13 protein-coding genes and 2 pseudogenes are annotated in these 17051 nt (G+C 71.9%); 7 read left to right on the top strand and 8 right to left on the bottom strand.

Translation table 11 applies throughout. The annotated features are described in order from the left end of the window. Positions 1-69 precede the first annotated feature (69 nt). Both SM447_RS26125 and SM447_RS26120 read right to left on the bottom strand, forming a co-directional pair. A complete protein-coding gene (locus SM447_RS26125; RefSeq protein ID WP_474575516.1) occupies positions 70-252 on the bottom strand; it encodes a DUF397 domain-containing protein in 183 nt (60 codons plus the stop codon). After that, a complete protein-coding gene (locus tag SM447_RS26120; RefSeq protein WP_474575515.1) occupies positions 243-1043 on the bottom strand; it encodes a helix-turn-helix domain-containing protein in 801 nt (266 codons plus the stop codon). The genes SM447_RS26125 and SM447_RS26120 overlap by 10 nt, the downstream gene beginning before the upstream one ends. A gap of 283 nt (positions 1044-1326) precedes the next feature. On the opposite strand from SM447_RS26120, the gene SM447_RS26115 reads away from it, so the two are divergent. Continuing rightward, positions 1327-1638, top strand: coding sequence for a hypothetical protein (locus tag SM447_RS26115; protein ID WP_474575514.1), 312 nt, complete (start codon positions 1327-1329; stop codon positions 1636-1638). Positions 1639-1766: 128 nt separating this feature from the next. Here the strand turns inward: SM447_RS26115 and SM447_RS26110 are convergent. The 5 genes and pseudogenes from SM447_RS26110 to mce all read right to left on the bottom strand — a co-directional run. Continuing rightward, positions 1767-1955, bottom strand: a pseudogene (locus tag SM447_RS26110) (hypothetical protein); the annotation flags it as partial. A gap of 372 nt (positions 1956-2327) precedes the next feature. After that, positions 2328-4151, bottom strand: a pseudogene (locus SM447_RS26105) (coiled-coil domain-containing protein); the annotation flags it as partial. A 167-nt stretch (positions 4152-4318) separates the two neighbouring features. Next, the gene (locus tag SM447_RS26100; protein ID WP_474575513.1) at positions 4319-5599 is read right to left on the bottom strand and encodes a DivIVA domain-containing protein; all 1281 of its coding nucleotides are present in this window, start codon (positions 5597-5599) and stop codon (positions 4319-4321) included. Positions 5600-5889: 290 nt separating this feature from the next. Beyond that, on the bottom strand, positions 5890-7245 hold the full coding sequence (gene ccrA, locus SM447_RS26095; RefSeq protein ID WP_474575536.1) for a crotonyl-CoA carboxylase/reductase: 1356 nt from the start codon (positions 7243-7245) through the stop codon (positions 5890-5892). 238 nt (positions 7246-7483) lie between these two features. Then, positions 7484-7957: a methylmalonyl-CoA epimerase gene (mce, locus tag SM447_RS26090; protein ID WP_474575512.1), complete on the bottom strand. Its 474-nt coding sequence runs from the start codon at positions 7955-7957 to the stop codon at positions 7484-7486. A 60-nt stretch (positions 7958-8017) separates the two neighbouring features. On the opposite strand from mce, the gene SM447_RS26085 reads away from it, so the two are divergent. The 6 genes from SM447_RS26085 (at position 8018) to SM447_RS26060 (ending at position 14806) form a co-directional block, all read left to right on the top strand. Next, positions 8018-9217 (top strand): acetyl-CoA C-acetyltransferase, encoded by a 1200-nt coding sequence (locus SM447_RS26085; protein WP_474575511.1) that lies wholly within the window; start codon positions 8018-8020, stop codon positions 9215-9217. A gap of 65 nt (positions 9218-9282) precedes the next feature. Beyond that, the gene (meaB, locus tag SM447_RS26080) at positions 9283-10218 is read left to right on the top strand and encodes a methylmalonyl Co-A mutase-associated GTPase MeaB (RefSeq protein WP_474575535.1); all 936 of its coding nucleotides are present in this window, start codon (positions 9283-9285) and stop codon (positions 10216-10218) included. A 97-nt stretch (positions 10219-10315) separates the two neighbouring features. Next, positions 10316-10708, top strand: a complete 393-nt coding sequence (locus SM447_RS26075; protein WP_474575510.1) for an Asp23/Gls24 family envelope stress response protein — start codon at positions 10316-10318, stop codon at positions 10706-10708. Between the two features lie 105 nt (positions 10709-10813). Next, positions 10814-12502, top strand: a complete 1689-nt coding sequence (locus tag SM447_RS26070) for an acyl-CoA mutase large subunit family protein (protein WP_474575509.1) — start codon at positions 10814-10816, stop codon at positions 12500-12502. Between the two features lie 98 nt (positions 12503-12600). Beyond that, entirely contained in the window at positions 12601-13512 is a 912-nt protein-coding gene (locus SM447_RS26065; protein ID WP_474575508.1) for a tetratricopeptide repeat protein, read from the top strand. 64 nt (positions 13513-13576) lie between these two features. After that, a complete protein-coding gene (locus SM447_RS26060) occupies positions 13577-14806 on the top strand; it encodes an arginase family protein (RefSeq protein ID WP_474575507.1) in 1230 nt (409 codons plus the stop codon). 50 nt (positions 14807-14856) lie between these two features. On the opposite strand, the gene SM447_RS26055 is transcribed toward SM447_RS26060, so the two are convergent. Further along, positions 14857-16812, bottom strand: a complete 1956-nt coding sequence (locus tag SM447_RS26055; protein WP_474575506.1) for a penicillin-binding transpeptidase domain-containing protein — start codon at positions 16810-16812, stop codon at positions 14857-14859. Positions 16813-17051 lie beyond the last annotated feature (239 nt).

Raw genomic sequence — 17051 nt, 5'->3', positions numbered from 1 at the left:
TGGTGTGGGCACGCTGTCGAGCTGAGGGCGTAGGTGGTTCAGCGCGAGCAGGTGCGGCGGATCATGCCATCAACCCCGCTTGAGGGTGGCGACGAAGGACCGCCAGGTCGACGGGGTGAACGCGAGCACCGGGCCCTGCCGGTCCTTGCTGTCCCGGACGGCCACCACGCCGGGCAGGTTGTCGGCCACCTCCACGCAGTCGGTGTTTCCGCTGCGGGTCGAGGTGCGCCAGGTCGCGCCGGTCAGGGCCATGACTTCACCATCTCGTTGAGGAGTTCGACGGACTGCTGGCGGGACAGCGCCTCGTTGCGCACCGTCTCCCAGCGCGCCAACAGCGTAGCCAGGTTGGCCTCGTTGTCGGTCGGCGCGGCGGTCAGTTGGGTCTCCTGGCTCGCCACCCAGCCGCCGTCCGCGTCCCGGGCCAACGAGAACGACCCGGACAGGCCGATGTGCAGCCCGACGCTGAGCGGGACGATGTGGACGCTGACGTTCGGCCGCTCGGCGCACGCGATCAGATGCTCGATCTGGTGTGCCATGACGGCCCGGAGGCGCTCCTCCCGCCGGTGCAGGACCGCCTCGTCGACGACCGCGATGAGCTGCGGCGGGTCGGGCCGGGCGAGGATGGCCTGCCGGTCCAGCCGGGCGGCGACCCGCTGCTCCACCTCCTCTTCGCTGAGCAGGTCGTCGCAGCGGATCACCGCGCGGGCGTAGCCCTCGGTCTGGAGCAGCGCCGGGACCAGCGTGGGTTGGAAGACCCGGAGCTGCCGGGCCAGACGTTCGGCGTCCAGCCAGGGCAGGAACCAGGACGGCTGCCCCTCCCGCTCGGCGATGCGTAGCAGCGATACCAACAGCCCGCCGGAGTCCAGCACCGTGTCGGCGCGGGCGAGGAGTTGACGATCGTACGGCCGGGCCCCGGTCTCGACGGCGGACACCATGGACGCCGAATAGTGCACCAGTCGCCCGAACTCCTCCTGGCTGTGCCCGGCGGCGACGCGCAACCGGCGTAACTGCGACCGGATCAGGTCCGCTGTCGTCTCCTCCACACTGCCTCCACAGTCACCGGCCGAGAATCGCTCGACATCGCATCGCGGCGGCCCGGTTGCGCACCAGGACCACCACCAGGCTCGATGCCTTCCGACAGTAGCGGTCCCGTCACCAAACTGTCAGCCATGCCGGATTCGTTCGTTGCCCGGAGGGCGCGGACGAGTTCAGGCGGGGGCCGCCCGCAATCCCCCTGCGGGCGGCCCTACCCAGCCCGCTCCGGGTGCGTCTGTTGCTGCTCTGGCGACAACAGATGCACCCAGAGCCTCCTCGCCGGAGCCTGATGTGTTCAATGAACGCCCGACCGGACCAGGGCGGCCGCCGCACACCCCGTTGCGGCCGACCTGGTGTTGCCGTACCGATGGACAGCCCTGGCCCTGCGGGAAGGCGCGGCTGATGCTGCGCGCGGAGTACGACCACAACCCGATCGGTCTGTCGATCTACCTGGCCGGCCTGATGTACGAGGCGATGCGCGACCTGTACCACCTCAACCCGCACGACGCCCCCGACCCCCCGGCCCTCTTCGCCCGCTTCCTCGCCTGGACCAGGCCCCACCGCCGGCCCCCAGCGCGTCGATCTAGCAGTTGTGGTCGGTGATTCGTCCGCTGATGCGCGATTTGTCGCCACCAAAAGTGCAAGATCGACGCTGGGTGCTGGGTGCTGGGTGCTGGGTGCTGGGTGCTGGGTGCTGGGTGCTGGGTGCTGGGTGCTGGGTGCTGGGTGGGTCAGTCGGAGGTGATTTTGCTGGGTTTGGCGCTGCGCTCGTCGGTGGTGGGCTTGGTGGGGCGCTTGCCGTTCTCGCCGGTGCTGGTGATCTTCGTCGGGGTGGCGCCCCGGCCGCCCTCGCCCGGCACCGCCGCGACCGTCGGCTCTCCGTCCAGCCCGGCGCTCGCGGTGCCACCGTCGACGCTGGTCGGCTCGGTCACCGGCCGGCTCGTGGCTGCAGTCTCGACCGTGGTGACCGGTTCCGCCACCGGCTTCGTCGCCGGCCGCGAGTCGTCCTCGGCCGGGTCACCGGCACCGCCGCCGGTCGAGCCCGCGCCGGAGGTGCCGTCACCGGCCCGGCCCGCGCCGGAGGTGCCGTCACCGGCCCGGCCCGCGCCGGTGAGGTCGCCGGTCGGGCCGCCGTCGCCGACGCGGGTGGCCGCGTCGCCGACCGCGCTGGCCGTCAGCTTGTCGTCGGTCGAGGCGGCCACCAGCTTGTCGCTGGTCGGGGCGACCGTCAGTTTGTCCTCGGTTGGCTGAGCGCCGTTCAGCGAAGCGCCGGTGGGGCGTGCGCCGTTGCTGGACACGCCGGCCACCGCCGGTGCGGGCGAGGTCGGCCCGTCGGTTGCGGACGCGGCCTGTAGCCGGAGGTTGAGCAGCTTGCGCTCCAGCTCGTCGGACTCCTGCCGGGACTTCCAGGTCTCCTGGCGCAGGTCGGCGAGCTGCTGCTGGGCCTTGGCGATCTCCAGCATGACCTGGGCGAGCTGCTGCCGGCTGGCCGCCGCCTCCTGCTGGGTGGCGGCGAGGTGCTGCTGCGTCGTGGCCAGGTGCTGCTGCGTGGTGGCCGCGTACTCCTCGAACTGGCGGCGGGACGAGGCGACGTACTCGTCCGCCTCGCGTCGCACGGCGGTGACGTGCTCGTCGGCCTCGCGGCGGGTGGTGGTGGCGTACTCGTCGGCCTCGCCGTGGGTGCTGGCCGCGTACTCGTCGGCCTCGCGTCGGACGGCGGTGACATAGTCATCGGCCTCGCGCCGCTTTGCTGCCGATTCGGCCTCCGCCTGGCGCAGCAGCTCAGCGGCCTGCTTCTCGGCCCGCTCCCGCACGGTGGCCGCCTCCTGCTCGGCGGCCTGCCGGATCTGGTCGGCACCCTGCTCGATCTCGTTCTTCCGAGCGGTGTACTCCGACTCCAGCTCGGACCGGCGGGTCTCGAATCCGGACTCCAGCTCGGCGGTGCGGGTACGGATCCGCTCGTCCAGTTCGGCGTTGCGGGTCTTGTACTGCTTCTCCAGCTGGTCACGACGGGCGGTGAACTCGCGTTCGGCGGTCGCCTTGCGCTCGGCCAGTTCCCGGTCGGCGGCCTCGCGTCGGCTGTTGACCTCCTTCTCCACCCCCGCCCGCCAGGCACCCAGCTCCTGCTGTGCCTGCGCCCGGGCGTGCTGCACGTACGCCTCGGTCTCGCTGCGCATGCGCTGCGCGTACGCCTCGGTCTCGGCGCGGGTGCGCTTCGCCGCCTCCGTCGCCTGGGCGCTCAGCCGCTCGGCCTCCTGGCGGGCCTTGTTGCGGGCGGCCCGGCCGGCCTCGGCAGCATCGTCGATGATCTGCTTGGCCTCCTGCTGGGCCTTGGCATGGGTGGCGCGGCCGGCCTCGGTGGCCTGGTCGACCAGGCGCCGCGCCTCCTGCTGGGCGGTGGCGTGCACCTCCTTGGCGGCGTCGCGCAGCTGGGTGGCCTCCTGCTGAGCGGTGGCGAGCGCCTCCCGGGCCGCGTCGCGCAGCTTGGTCGCCTCCTGCTGGGCCCGAGTGTGGATCTCCTTGGCGGCGTCGCGCAGCTGGGTGGCCTCCTGCTCGGCCCGAGCCAGCGCCTCCTGGGCGGTCTTGCGAAGCCGGGCGGCCTCCTCCTTGGCCGCCTTGCTGGCGGCCTCGGACTCCGCCCGACGCGCCGCGGCCTGCCGCTCCTCCTCGGCCCGGCGGGCGGCGAGGGCGATCTCGAAGTCCTTGAGCGCGGTGGCGGCCTCGGCGCGGGCCTCCTCGATGATGTGCTCGGCGGCCGCCCGACGGGCCTCGATCTCCTCGTTCGCGGCGGCGAGGATGTCCTCGGCCTGCTCCTCGGCGAGCGCGAGGATCTGCTCCACCCGGGGACCGAGGTGGCGGAAGGCCGCCCGATCGACGACTGCCACCTGCTTACGCACCTGGGCCAGGTCGCGTTGCAGCACCTCGACCTGACCGGCGAGCTTGTGGATCTGGGTGTACGCCTGCTCCCGTTCGGCCGCGAGCGCGGCGATCTCGTGCTCCGCACGCGCGACGTAGCGGTCAACCTGCCGTTTCTCGTATCCCCGCAGGGCGGATTCGAAGCTGGGCTCCGTGGTGACGTCTCCGCCGAGCGCGAACAGTTCCTCGCCGTGCGACATGCCCCCATCCTCACACGCATCGGGCACTCCTGGGGCGATACGGACGCCCCGGATTGGAGGTACTTCACACGGATCGGAACGGGCCTGAGACGCATGACGGCGTGAGGTGCCACCGGTAACCCGGTGTCACCTCACGCCGTAAATCATGCCCCGGTACGGGAGGCGGCTCAGCTGGCCGACTCGGCGGCGACGCGCTCCTCGGAGCCCTCCGCCTTGGCGTCCTCCGCCTTCGTGGCTTCGACCTTGGCGACCACCGCGTCGGCCACACCCGGCACCAGACCGGCGAGGCCGGCGAGGCTGGAGCGGATCTGGACGAGCTGGGCGGTGACGGCGTCCTTCTGCCGGGTGAGGTCCTCGACCTCGCGGCTGGCCGCCTGGGTGGTCAGCTCGGCCTCGGTGCGGGCCTCGTTGAGCAGGCGCTGCGACTCGGCACGGGCCTCGTTGAGCGTCCGCTCGGCCAGGGCCTTGGCCTTCTCCACCGTGTCGGCGGCGGTGCGCTCCGACTCGACCCGCCGGGCCTCGGCGCGCTGCTCGATCTCCTTGGCCCGCTCCTGGGCGGCCCGGGCCCGCTGCTCGGCCTCGTTGACCAGCTTCTGGGTCTGCGCGACCTGAGCGGCGTGCCGCTCCGACTCCTCGCGCTCGGCCTTCTCCCGCCGCTCCGCGAGCTGGAGTTCGAGCGCCTGAAGGTCCTTGTCGCGCTTGTCGCGGGCGTCGGTGAGCAGCTTCGTCGCCTCGGCGCGCTTCTCCTCGGCCTCGCGGGCGGCCTTGGCCCGCTGCTGGGTGATCTCCCGCTCGGCGGTGGCGCGCAGGGTGGCCACCTCACGCTCCACGGTGGACTTCAGCTCCGCGACCTCGTGGGCGGTCACCGTACGCAGCTGCTTGGTCTCCCGATCCGCGTCGGCGCGCAACGTGTCGGCCTCGCGCCGGGCCTGGACGCGCACCTCGGCGGCCTCGCGCTCGGCGGCGGTGCGGACGTTGCCCGCCTCCCGCTCGGCGGTGGCCTTCATGGCCGCCGCCTCGGCGCGGGCCTTGTCGGTGATCTCCCGCGCCTCGAGGCGGGCGGCGGAGAGGATCCCCTCCGACTCGCGCTTGGCCTCGTTGCGGTGGTCGTTGGCCTGCTCCTCGGCGAGCCGGAGGATCTGCTCGACCCGGGTGCCGAGGCCGGACAGCGTGGGCCGGCTGTTCTCCTCCAGCTGCTTGCTGGTGTCGGTGAGCTTCTGCTCAAGGGCAGTGAGCCGCTGCTCGGACTGCCGGAGCCGGCGCTGCGCGTCGTTGAGCGCCTGCTCCGCGTCGGCGCGGTCCTTGTTGGCCTGGCTCAGCGCGGCGTTGAGGCGGCCGATGAAGTCGTCGACCTGGCCGGTGTTGTATCCGCGCAGGCCAACCGTGAAATCTGGCTGCGAGTTCGCGTTATCGAAGAACGCGAGAGGGGAGGACTGCTGCTGGGGCATTGGGACATACTGGCAGACCCCCCGGGGTGCTTCGCAAGAGCGTGCCGCCCTTTGCCGTCCGCATTACATGGTCAACTCCCGGCCGTGGCCGACCACCGGGGCGACATGCGATCTTGCCAGCTCCGGGGCGACCCGGATGGCACGGAGCGTCACGTGGAAAAGGGCCGCGGCGAGTGCCCCACGGCCCCTTTGTTTCCCGCGTCGCCCGACGACACGAATGGGTGTCGGGTCACCCGTGTGGAAAGCCAATCGGCGGTCACCGAATGGCCATCGGCGCCTCGGCCGACAGGTCAGTGCCCGCGGAACCGGTTGATGGCGTCGACGTGACGGGCCCGCAACTCGGGGTCGCGTACGCCGAGTCCGTCCGCAGGGGCCAGACAGCGGACGCCGACCTTGCCCTGGTGCGCGTTGCGGTGCACCTCGTACGCGGCCTGGCCGGTCTGTTCCAGGGCGTACGTCTTCGACACCGTGGGGTGGATCCGGCCCAACGCCACCAGCCGGTTGGCCTCCCACGCCTCCCGGTAGTTGGCGAAGTGACTGCCCACGATGCGCTTGAGGTGCATCCAGAGGTAACGGTTGTCGTACTGGTGCAGGAATCCACTGGTGGAGGCGCAGGTGACGATGGTGCCGCCGCGCTTGGCGACGTAGACGCTGGCCCCGAAGGTCTCCCGGCCCGGGTGCTCGAAGACGATGTCCGGGTCCTCGCCACCGGTGAGTTCCCTGATCCGCTCGCCGAAGCGACGCCACTCGTCCGGCGCCTGGGTCTGCTCGTCCGACCAGAACCGGAAGCCCTCGGCGGAGCGGTCGATGACCAGCTCGGCACCCATCTTCCGGCACAGTTCCGCCTTCTCCGGCGAGGAGACGACACAGACCGGGATGGCACCACCGTTGAGGGCCATCTGGGTGGCGTAGCTGCCGAGGCCGCCCGAGGCACCCCAGATCAGCACCACGTCGCCCTGCTTCATGTTCGCCCCGTGGTGCGACACCAACTGCCGGTACGCGGTCGAGTTGACCAGCCCGGGGCTGGCCGCCTCCTCCCAGCTCAGGTGCGCCGGCTTGGGCATCAGCTGGTTGGCCTTGACCACGGCCAGTTCGGCCAGGCCGCCGAAGTTGGTCTCGAAGCCCCAGATCCGCTGCTGCGGGTCGAGCATCGTGTCGTCGTGACCGGCCGCGTCCTCCAGTTCGACCGACAGGCAGTGGGCCACCACCTCGTCGCCCGGGCGCCAGCGGCTCACCCCGGCACCCACCCGGAGCACCACGCCCGCCGCGTCCGAACCGACCACGTGGTACGGCAGGTCGTGCCGGCGGGCCAGTTCGGAGGTGCGGCCGTAACGCTGGAGGAACCTGAAGGTGGAGACCGGCTCGAAGATGCTGGTCCAGACGGTGTTGTAGTTGATCGCGCTGGCCATCACCGCGACGAGTGCCTCGCCCGGACCGAGTTCGGGGGTCGGCACCTCCTGCAGGTGCAGCGCCTTGCGGGGATCCTTGTCCCGGGTGGCCAGACCGTCGAACATGCGGGCCTCGTCGGCCCGGACGACCACACCCCGGTAGCTCTCCGGTACCGGCAGTCCGGCGACGCCGGCCAACTCGCGCGCCGGGTCGGCCGACCCGTCCGCCGCCATGATGGCTTCGAGGATGTCCTGCACGGTGACCTCCGGTTCTCGCCGCGTCAGCGGCGGGCCTGGTGCTGCCATCGTCGACGCCGGAGAGCGGCCGTCACCATGTCGGCCGCCGACACATCCCGGCGCCGTCGGGCTACCTGTGAGGCCGGAGGTTACTGAACGGTAGCTAGGGTCGGAAGCCTCCTGTGAAAAAGTGCATCGGCCGCTGCGCGCGGGTGCGTGCTTGTTCCGGCAAGCGCGCACCCGCGTGCTCGCGGTCCGGTCAGTGGGCCGCGGCCGGTTCGACCAGTTCGATCAGCACGCCGCCGGCGTCCTTGGGGTGCACGAAGTTGATCCGCGAATCGGCGGTGCCGCGCTTCGGGGTCTCGTAGAGCAGTCGCAGACCCCGTTCGCGCAGCGCCGCGCAGGCCGCGTCGATGTCCACCACCGTGTACGCCACCTGCTGGACGCCCGGGCCGTTGCGGTCCAGGAACTTCGCGATGGTCGACTCCGGGGTCAGTGGCGCGAGCAGTTGCACGCAGCCGCCATCGGCGCTCGGCCCGACCGCCAGCATCGCCTCGCGGACGCCCTGCTCGGTGTTGGTCTCCGTGTGCACGCAGCGCATCCCGAACGTCCGCTGGTAGAAGTCGATGGCGGCGTCGAGGTCGGCCACCGCGATCCCGACATGGTCGATGCGGCGCAGGCCGATGTCTGTGACATAGTCGGCAGCAGGCTCGGCGGGGGAGTTCTCAGGCATGACGTTAGTCTGGCCGAACAATCGTTAAGGCGTACAGGTCGGCACCCCTCGGAGGCAGGTATGGCTTCGGTGATCGTCAGCGGCGCGCGGACCCCGATGGGGCGCCTGCTGGGCAACCTCAAGGACCTACCGGCGACGAAACTCGGCGGCATCGCGATCGCCGCCGCGCTCGAACGGGCGGGGGTCGCACCCGATCAGGTGCAGTACGTGATCATGGGGCAGGTGCTCCAGGCCGGCACCGGGCAGATTCCCGCCCGGCAGGCGGCCGTCGAGGCGGGCGTCCCGATGTCCGTACCGGCCCTGACGATCAACAAGGTCTGTCTCTCCGGGCTCGACGCGATCGCCCTGGCCGACCAGCTGATCCGGGCCGGTGAGTTCGACATCGTGGTGGCCGGCGGCATGGAGTCGATGACCAACGCCCCGCACCTGCTGCTCGGCCAGCGTGGCGGCTACAAGTACGGCGACGTCGTCGTCAAGGACCACATGGCGCTCGACGGGTTGACCGACGCCTGGGACTGCTGCTCGATGGGGGAGTCCACCGAGCGGCACGGCGGCCCACGTGGCATCACCCGCCGGGAGCAGGACGAGTTCGCGGCCGCCAGCCACCAGCGCGCCGCCGCGGCGCAGAAGAACGGCCACTTCGCCGAGGAGATCACCCCGGTGGTCATCCCGCAGCGCAAGGGCGAGCCGCTGGTGATCAGCGAGGACGAGGGCATCCGGCCGGACACCACCGCCGATTCTCTGGCCAAGCTCCGCCCGGCGTTCACCGCCGACGGCACCATCACCGCCGGCAGTTCGTCGCCGATCTCCGACGGGGCCGCGGCGGTGGTGGTCATGAGCAAGGCCAAGGCCAAGGAGCTGGGCCTGGCCTGGCTGGCCGAGGTGGGGGCGCACGGCAACGTGGCGGGCCCGGACAACTCCCTGCACTCCCAGCCGTCCAACGCCATCCAGCACGCCCTGCGCAAGGGCGGACTGAGCGTCGCCGATCTCGACCTGATCGAGATCAACGAGGCGTTCGCCCAGGTCGGGATCCAGTCGATCCGTGATCTCGGGGTCAGCCCCGACAAGGTCAACGTCAACGGCGGCGCGATCGCGCTGGGCCACCCGATCGGCATGTCCGGCGCCCGGCTGGTGCTCACCCTGGCGCTGGAACTCAAGCGGCGTGGCGGCGGCACCGGCGCGGCGGCGCTCTGCGGTGGCGGCGGCCAGGGCGACGCACTGATCATCCACGTCCCCGACCCGAGCGAAACCGATCTGTGAGCGAGTCGAACACCCGCGTCCCGGCGGCGGCCAGCGGCTCGGTGCGCCGCAGCCGGGACGTACCGATGCTGGTCGAACGGGCCCGCGACGGTGACCCCCGGGCGGTCGCCCGCCTGATCACCCTGGTCGAGTCGGGCGACGAGACGGTGCCGGCCATCGCCGCGGCGCTCGCCCCGTACACCGGTCGGGCCCAGGTGGTCGGCCTGACCGGCTCACCGGGGGTGGGCAAGTCCACCACCACCAACGAACTGGTCCGTGCGCTGCGCGCCCGTGGTCACCGGGTCGGCGTGCTGGCCATCGACCCGTCCAGCCCGTTCACCGGCGGTGCGATCCTCGGTGACCGGGTGCGGATGCAGGACCACGCCACCGACCCGGGCGTCTACATCCGCTCCATGTCCAGTCGGGGACACCTCGGCGGGCTGTCGGCGGCCACCCCCCAGGCGGTGCGGGTGCTGGAGGGCGCCGGCTGCGACGTGGTGCTGGTGGAGACCGTCGGCGTCGGGCAGGCCGAGGTCGAGGTCGCCTCGCTGGCGGACACCACGTTGGTCCTGCTCGCACCGGGCATGGGCGACGCGATCCAGGCGGTGAAGGCCGGCATCCTGGAGATCGCCGACGTCTTCGTGGTCAACAAGGCCGACCGCGACGGCGCGGACGCCACCGTCCGGGACATCCAGGGCATGATCGCCCTCGGCGAGCGGGCGCCGGGCCAGTGGCGACCGCAGGTGGTGCGGGCGATCGCCGCGCGGGGTGAGGGGATCGACGACGTCGCCGCCGCGATCGACAAGCACCGGGCCTGGCTGGTCGAGCACGACGAGCTGCGACGCCGGCGCGAGGCGCGGGCCGCCGCCGAGGTCGAGGCGATCGCGCTCGGCGTGCTCCGCGCCCGGATCGGCTCGCTGCGCGACGGTACGCAGCTGCCGGCGCTAGCCGCCGAGGTGGCGGCCGGTGCGACCGATCCGTACGCCGCTGCCGAGGCGCTGCTGGCCCAGCTCTCCGCGTGACCGCGTCCACTGCGGAGCGTCGGGGACGGTTAGGCTCGCACCGCCCGGCGGATGCGCGGGCGCTGCGACGGCCGCTGGGGGACGCATGGATCACGAGATGACGCAGGAGTTGGCGATGACGCCGGACGCGGTGGCGGGCGGGCGTACGCACATCTCCGACGAGGTGGTGGAGAAGATCGCGGTGGCCGCGGCGAAGTCCGTGCCGGGCGTGGTCGAGCTGGGTGGCGACCTCGCCCGGTTCTTCAACGCGGTGCTCGACCGGGTCGGGTTGGACCAGGTCGGCGACGCGCGCCGGGGCTGTTCCGCGCACGTCACCAACGGTGGCGCTGTGATCAACCTGGTCATCGTCACCGACGCCGGGCATCCGGTACCCGAGGTGACCACCGCCGTGCGGGTCGAGGTGACCCGGGCGGTCGAGGCGTACGGACTGCGGGTCGACGAGATCAACATCCGGGTGGACGACGTGGCCATCGGCGGTCCGGCCGTCTGAGTTCGGGCAGCTCAGGTTACCGGTCGGTACGAGCTGCCTTATCGATCGTTCAGGTAAGGGCTCTACACTCGACGTGCAGTCGAGGACTCGAGGAGGAGCCCGGGGATGAACGCCGACGACATCGCGGCCGGGCGGGCCCGCTGGCAGGCCCGCTACGACGCCGCGCGCAAGCGGGACGCCGACTTCACCACGCTCTCCGGGATGCCCGTCGAGCCGGTCTACGGTCCGCCGGACGGTGCCGCGTACCCGGGCTTCGAGCGGATCGGCTGGCCCGGGGAGTTCCCGTACACCCGGGGTCTCTACCCGACCGGCTACCGGGGGCGGACCTGGACCATCCGCCAGTTCGCCGGGTTCGGCAACGCGAGGCAGACCAACGAGCGCTACAAGATGATCCTGGGCGCCGGTGGCGGCGGGCTCTCGGTCGCCTTCGACATGCCCACGCTGATGGGCCGCGACTCCGACGACCCGCAGTCGCTCGGCGAGGTGGGCCACTGCGGAGTGGCCGTGGACAGCGCCGCCGACATGGAGGTGCTCTTCGACGGCATCGACCTGGCCGGGGTCACCACGAGCATGACCATCTCCGGTCCGGCGGTGCCGGTGTTCTGCATGTACCTGGTCGCCGCCGAGCGACAGGGCGCCGACCTGTCGGCCCTCGACGGGACGTTGCAGACCGACATCTTCAAGGAGTACATCGCGCAGAAGGAGTGGCTCTTCGACCCGGAGCCGCACCTGCGCCTGATCGGCGACCTGATGGAGTACTGCGCCCGCGAGATTCCGCGCTACAAGCCGCTGTCGGTGTCCGGGTACCACATCCGCGAGGCCGGTTCGACGGCCGCGCAGGAATTGGCGTACACCCTGGCCGACGGCTTCGGCTACGTGGAGCTGGGGTTGTCGCGCGGCCTCGACGTCAACGTCTTCGCCCCCGGGCTCAGCTTCTTCTTCGACTCGCACGTCGACTTCTTCGAGGAGATCGCCAAGTTCCGCGCCGCCCGTCGGATCTGGGCCCGCTGGCTGCGTGACGTCTACGGTGCCACCAGTGAGAAGGCGCTCTGGCTGCGCTTCCACACGCAGACCGCGGGCGTGTCGTTGACCGCGCAGCAGCCGGTCAACAACGTGGTACGCACCGCCGTCGAGGCGCTCGCCGCGGTGCTCGGTGGCACCAACTCGCTGCACACCAACGCCCTGGACGAGACCCTCGCCCTACCGACGGACGAGTCCGCCGAGATCGCCCTGCGTACCCAGCAGGTGTTGATGGAGGAGATCGGCGTGACCAACGTGGCCGACCCGCTGGGCGGCTCGTGGTACGTCGAGGCGCTCACCGACCGGATCGAGGCCGAGGCGGAGAAGATCTTCGCCCGGATCCGGGCGCTCGGCGGTGAGGGCCCGCACGCCATCGGTCCGATGACCTCCGGCATCCTGCGTGGCATCGAGGACGGTTGGTTCACCGGCCAGATCGCCGAGGCCGCCTTCGCCTACCAGCAGGCGCTGGAGAAGGGTGAGAAGAAGATCGTCGGCGTCAACTGCCACACCGGCACGGTCGCCAAGGAACTGGAGATCCTGCGCATCTCGCACGAGGTGGAGTTGGAGCAGCGCCGGGTGCTCGCCGAACGCAAGCGTGGTCGGGACGAGGCCCGGGTACGGGCCGCGGTCGAGGCGATGGTGACGGTGAGCCGTACCGGGGAGAACATGATCCCGGCGATGCTGGACGCGGTCCGGGCGGAGGCGACTCTCGGCGAGATCTGCGACGCGCTGCGCGCCGAATGGGGCGTTTACCGCGAGCCCGCACGGTTCTGACCTTCGCCTCATCAGGCGGCTGGGCAGGGGTGACAGTGGCAACTGTGCGGGCCGAGGCTGATCCGAGTTCGGCGAATTGCGTGCGAGACTAGATAACCATGAGCGACCCACGGATCACCTCGTCGATCTTTACCCGCGGCGCGGTCGACCTCAGCGCGCTGCGCCCCCCTGCCCCCAGTCCCGCACCGGCCCCGGCCCAGGCCGGTCCCCCCGCCGGGGCACCCGGCGGGGCCGTCGGCGGTGTCACCGTCGTCGACGTGACCGAGGCGACCTTCCAGTCGGAGGTCCTGGAGCGCTCGCTGAGCACACCCGTCGTGGTCGACTTCTGGGCCGAGTGGTGCCAGCCCTGCAAGCAGCTCTCCCCGGTGCTGGAGCGGCTGGCGGTGGAGGGTGGCGGCGCGTGGGTGCTCGCCAAGGTCGACGTGGACGCCAACCCGCGGCTCGCGCAGATGTTCCGGGTGCAGGGCATTCCGATGGTGTACGCGGTGGTCGGCGGGCAGCCCGTCGACGCGTTCTCCGGGGTGGTGCCCGAGGCGCAACTGCGCCAGTGGATCCAGGCCGTGCTGAAGGCCGGCGGGGTGACCGTGGCCGAGCCCGAGGACCCACGGCTCGACGAGGCGGACGACGCCCTGATGAGCGGCGACCTGGACGCCGCCGAGCGGGCGTACCGGAAGATTCTCGCCGAGACCCCGGCGGACGCGGCGGCCGAGGCCGGGCTGGCCCAGGTGGGGCTCGCCCGCCGGGTGGCCGGCGCCGACCCGCAGGCCGCACTCGCCGCCGCGGCGGCCGACCCCGACGACGTGGACGCCCAACTGCTCGCCGCCGACATCGAGGTGCTCAGCGGTCTCGCCGACCAGGCGTACCAGCGCCTGGTCGGGCTGGTCCGCCGCACCGGCGGCGACGACCGGGAGAAGGTGCGTCAGCACCTGGTCGGCCTGTTCACCATCGCCGGGCCGGAGGATCCCGCGGTCGCCGCGGCCCGCCGGGCCCTGGCCAGCGCCCTGTTCTGAGCACCTGAGACGCCAGCGCGGGCCGGCGTGCCGCCGGCCCGCCCCTACCGGAGGACGGGAGCCCATGATGCGCCGGATCGCCGTCCTCGACGCGCCGAGCAACCTCGGTCTGCGCCCGCCGACGCCCACCTCCGTCCCCGGCTGCGGGAAGGCACCCGGCGCGCTGCGGGACCAGGGGCTGCTGCCCCGGTTGCGCGCCCGCGACGCCGGCTGCCTGACCCCGCCCCGCTACGACGCCGGTGACTGGCGACCGGGCGACGGCGTCTGCCACGCACGGGAGATCGCCGACTACTCCGCAGCGCTGGCCGACCGGATCGGCGCGATCATCGACCGGGGAGAGTTCCCCCTGGTCCTGGGTGGTGACTGCTCGATCCTGCTTGGCTCGGCGCTGGCCATGCACCGCTTGGGCGAGGCGGTCGGCGGCCGGATCGGCCTGGTATTCGTCGACGGACACTCCGACTTCCGGCACCCCGGCAACGCCTCGTACGTGGGTGCGGCGGCGGGTGAGGATCTCGCCCTGGTGACCGGCCGGGGACAGGCGGACCTGGCCGCCATCGAGGGACGCCGCCCCTACTTCCGCGACATCGACGTGGTGGTGCTCGGCATCCGGGCCCAGGACGAGTACCGGCTCGACCTGCAGGCCGCCGGGATCATCACCAGACCGGTGCCGGCGTTGCGCGCCGAGGGTGCGGCGCGGACCGCGCAGTGGGCGCATGAGCAGCTCGCCGACTGCGCCGGGTACTGGGTGCACATCGACGTGGACGTGCTCGACCCGGCCGTGATGCCGGCGGTCGACGCGCCCGATCCGGGTGGCATCGCCTTCGCCGAACTGGAGATCCTGCTCTCCGGGCTGGTCGACACGCCGCACTGTCTAGGTGTGGAACTGACCGTGTTCGACCCCGACTACGACCCGGATGGCGCGTACGCAGCGGAGATCGTCAACACGGTGGTCTCCGGTCTGCGCCCGGTCACCGCACCGGGCTCGGTACCTCCCCGGCTCCGGCCCGAGCGACCCGAGCAGCCCGACCCGCAGTCGTCGCCGTCGCGGCCGGAGCCATCGGACGGGGCTGCGCCCCTGCCCCGGCAACCGACCGGCGGACCGGCCATCGACGCCGGCGGGCCGGAACCGCGTGCGGCCGTGTTCTCCGTCGGGTCGGATCCGCGTGAGACCGTCTTCTCGGCCGGGCCGGGTTCGCTGCGCCGGACGCCCCCGGTGGAGCTGGATGAGCGGCCGACCGACGCAGACCTGGACGCCGCCGAGGCGGCCGAACCAATCGATCCCCGCTCAGCTTGACCAACACCGGCCCGCCGGTCGCCCACGGCGGGATCTCCGCAGGCAGGCGGTCAGCCGGCCAGGGCGCGCAGGAAGCGTTCCGCGATCGGAACCGCGGTGCCGCTGCCGGAGCCACCCTTCTCGACGAAGACCGCGACGGCGATGTCGCCCTGCCAGCCGACGAACCAGGCGTGGGTGTTCTTCGGGTTGTCGTCGTACTCGGCGGTGCCGGTCTTGCCGTGCACCGGCTCGCCCGGCACGTCCCGCAACGCGGTGCCGGTGCCGCTGGTGACCACCTCGCGCATCATCTCCCGAACGGCCGTGATCGCCTCGGGCTTCAGCTGCGGCCCCGGCTCGGCCGCCGGTTCCGGCGCCGGGTCCGACAGCAACTTCGGCGGGACGAACTGACCCTTGGCCACCGCGGCCGTCGCCGCGGCCATGGCCAGCGGGCTGACCAGCGTCGTACCCTGGCCGATCGCCGCGGCGGCCTGTTCGGTGGCTCCGCCGCCCGCCGAGACCTTCCCGGTGAACGCGTCGAGGCCCAGCTCACCCCACTCACCCTCCAGGCCCAGGGCGCGTCCGGCGGCGGCGAGCCCGTCGGCGCCCAACTGGGGGGCGAGTGCGGCGAAGGCGGTGTTGCAGGACTTCGCGAAGTCGGTACGGAACGGCACCTCGCCGAGGGAGAAGTCGTTGGCGTTCTTGAAGGAGCGTCCGTCCACGGTGAACGTCTTCGGGCAGGCGACGGTGGTGTCGGGGGTCACCGCGCCCCGCTCGATCAGCCCGTACGCGCTGACCATCTTGAACGTGGAGCCCGGCGGCACCTGGGCGGTGAAGGCCAGGTTCTCCCCGGCGGCGCCGGGGCCGTTGGCGGCGGCGAGCACGGCGCCGTCGCTGACCCGTACGGCCACCAGGGCGGCCCGCCGACGTTCCCCGCGCAGCGCCCGGTCGGCGGCGTTCTGGGTGTCCACGTCAAGTGTGGTGCGCACCGGCTGGCCGGGCTGGGGCTCACGCCGGAACACCTCGGTGCCGGTCGGCTCCACCGTGCCGTCCGACCCGGGCCGCTTGATGATCACGGTCAGTCCCGGTACGCCACGCAGCCGCTCGTCCCAGCGGCCCTGCAAGCCACCGTGGCCGACGAGGTCGCCGGGCGAGTAGCGGTCGGGATGGTTGGCCAGGTCCTCGGCGTACGCGGGATCGACGGTGCCGAGCACCGCCCGGGCGAACTCACGGGTGGGTGCGAGGTCCAGCGTGTCGGTTGGGAACTTCGTCCCCGACAGGCCGTGGATGCGTGGCTTGATCTGCCGGTACGCCTCGTCGCGGAGGGTGACCACCTCGACGAACGCGTCCGGTTTCGCCTCCGCCAGCCGCTTGGGGAGGTCCGACAGATCGACCGGCGGGTTGATCGCCGGCCGGATGGCGCGGAAGGCGGCGTCCAGTTCTCGGATCATGGCCTGGACGTCGGTCACCTCGTTGGGCTGCAACCCGACCCGAACCACGTCGCGGGGCGCCACGATCGGCTCGCCGGCACCGTCGAGCACGGTGGCCCGGGGCGCCCTGTCGCGCCGCAGTCCCAGCCGGTCGCCCCGGGTGAGCTGTTCATGGACGATCTGCGGCTCCCAGATCACCTGCCACTGGTCGTCGCGGCCCTGCGTGAGCCGCACCGGCCGGTCGTAGGTCCAGGGCGTCCCGCCCGGCAGCGTCCACTCCGCGCGGACGCTGGCGGTGGCGGTGTTCTGCACCACCTCGGGATCGCCTTGGCGGGTCAGCGTGAGCGGAGCGTCGACAAGCTCGCCGGAAAGCTCCCGGATCTCCTGGACGACGTTGGCGGCGGGAATCTTCGCCCCGGTCGGGTCGACGAAGCCGATCGCGTTCAGGTCGCCCTTGCGCCAGCCGTCCAGGAAGGCGTCGACGGTGCGCTGCGGGCCGTCCTCGCCGGAGCAGGCGACGAGGCTGGCCGCCGCGACCAGGCAGGCGGCGGCGACGGCCAGTGGGGACCGGCGGTGACGGTCTCGGCGCGCAACGTACATCTGGTGGCTTCCTCCTGGTCGGCTGTTCCGCACGCTAGTACGCCGACGCGTCGACCACTGCCCCGCCAGGCCCCGAGGGAGCGGAAAGACGGGCGTGCAGGTGTGATGAACAACATCATGCGGGGTACTCCCAACCCGGCCGAACCTCGTACCGCAAGGGGTGAAAGGACGACGTCGGAGATCCGGACGTCCGGCCGGTGGTCCGCCGACGGAAGAACTGGTCGGTCGGCCTAGGCTGG

The sequence above is a fragment of the Micromonospora aridisoli genome (genome assembly GCF_056150025.1).
This window is presented reverse-complemented; position numbering and strand designations above follow the sequence as displayed.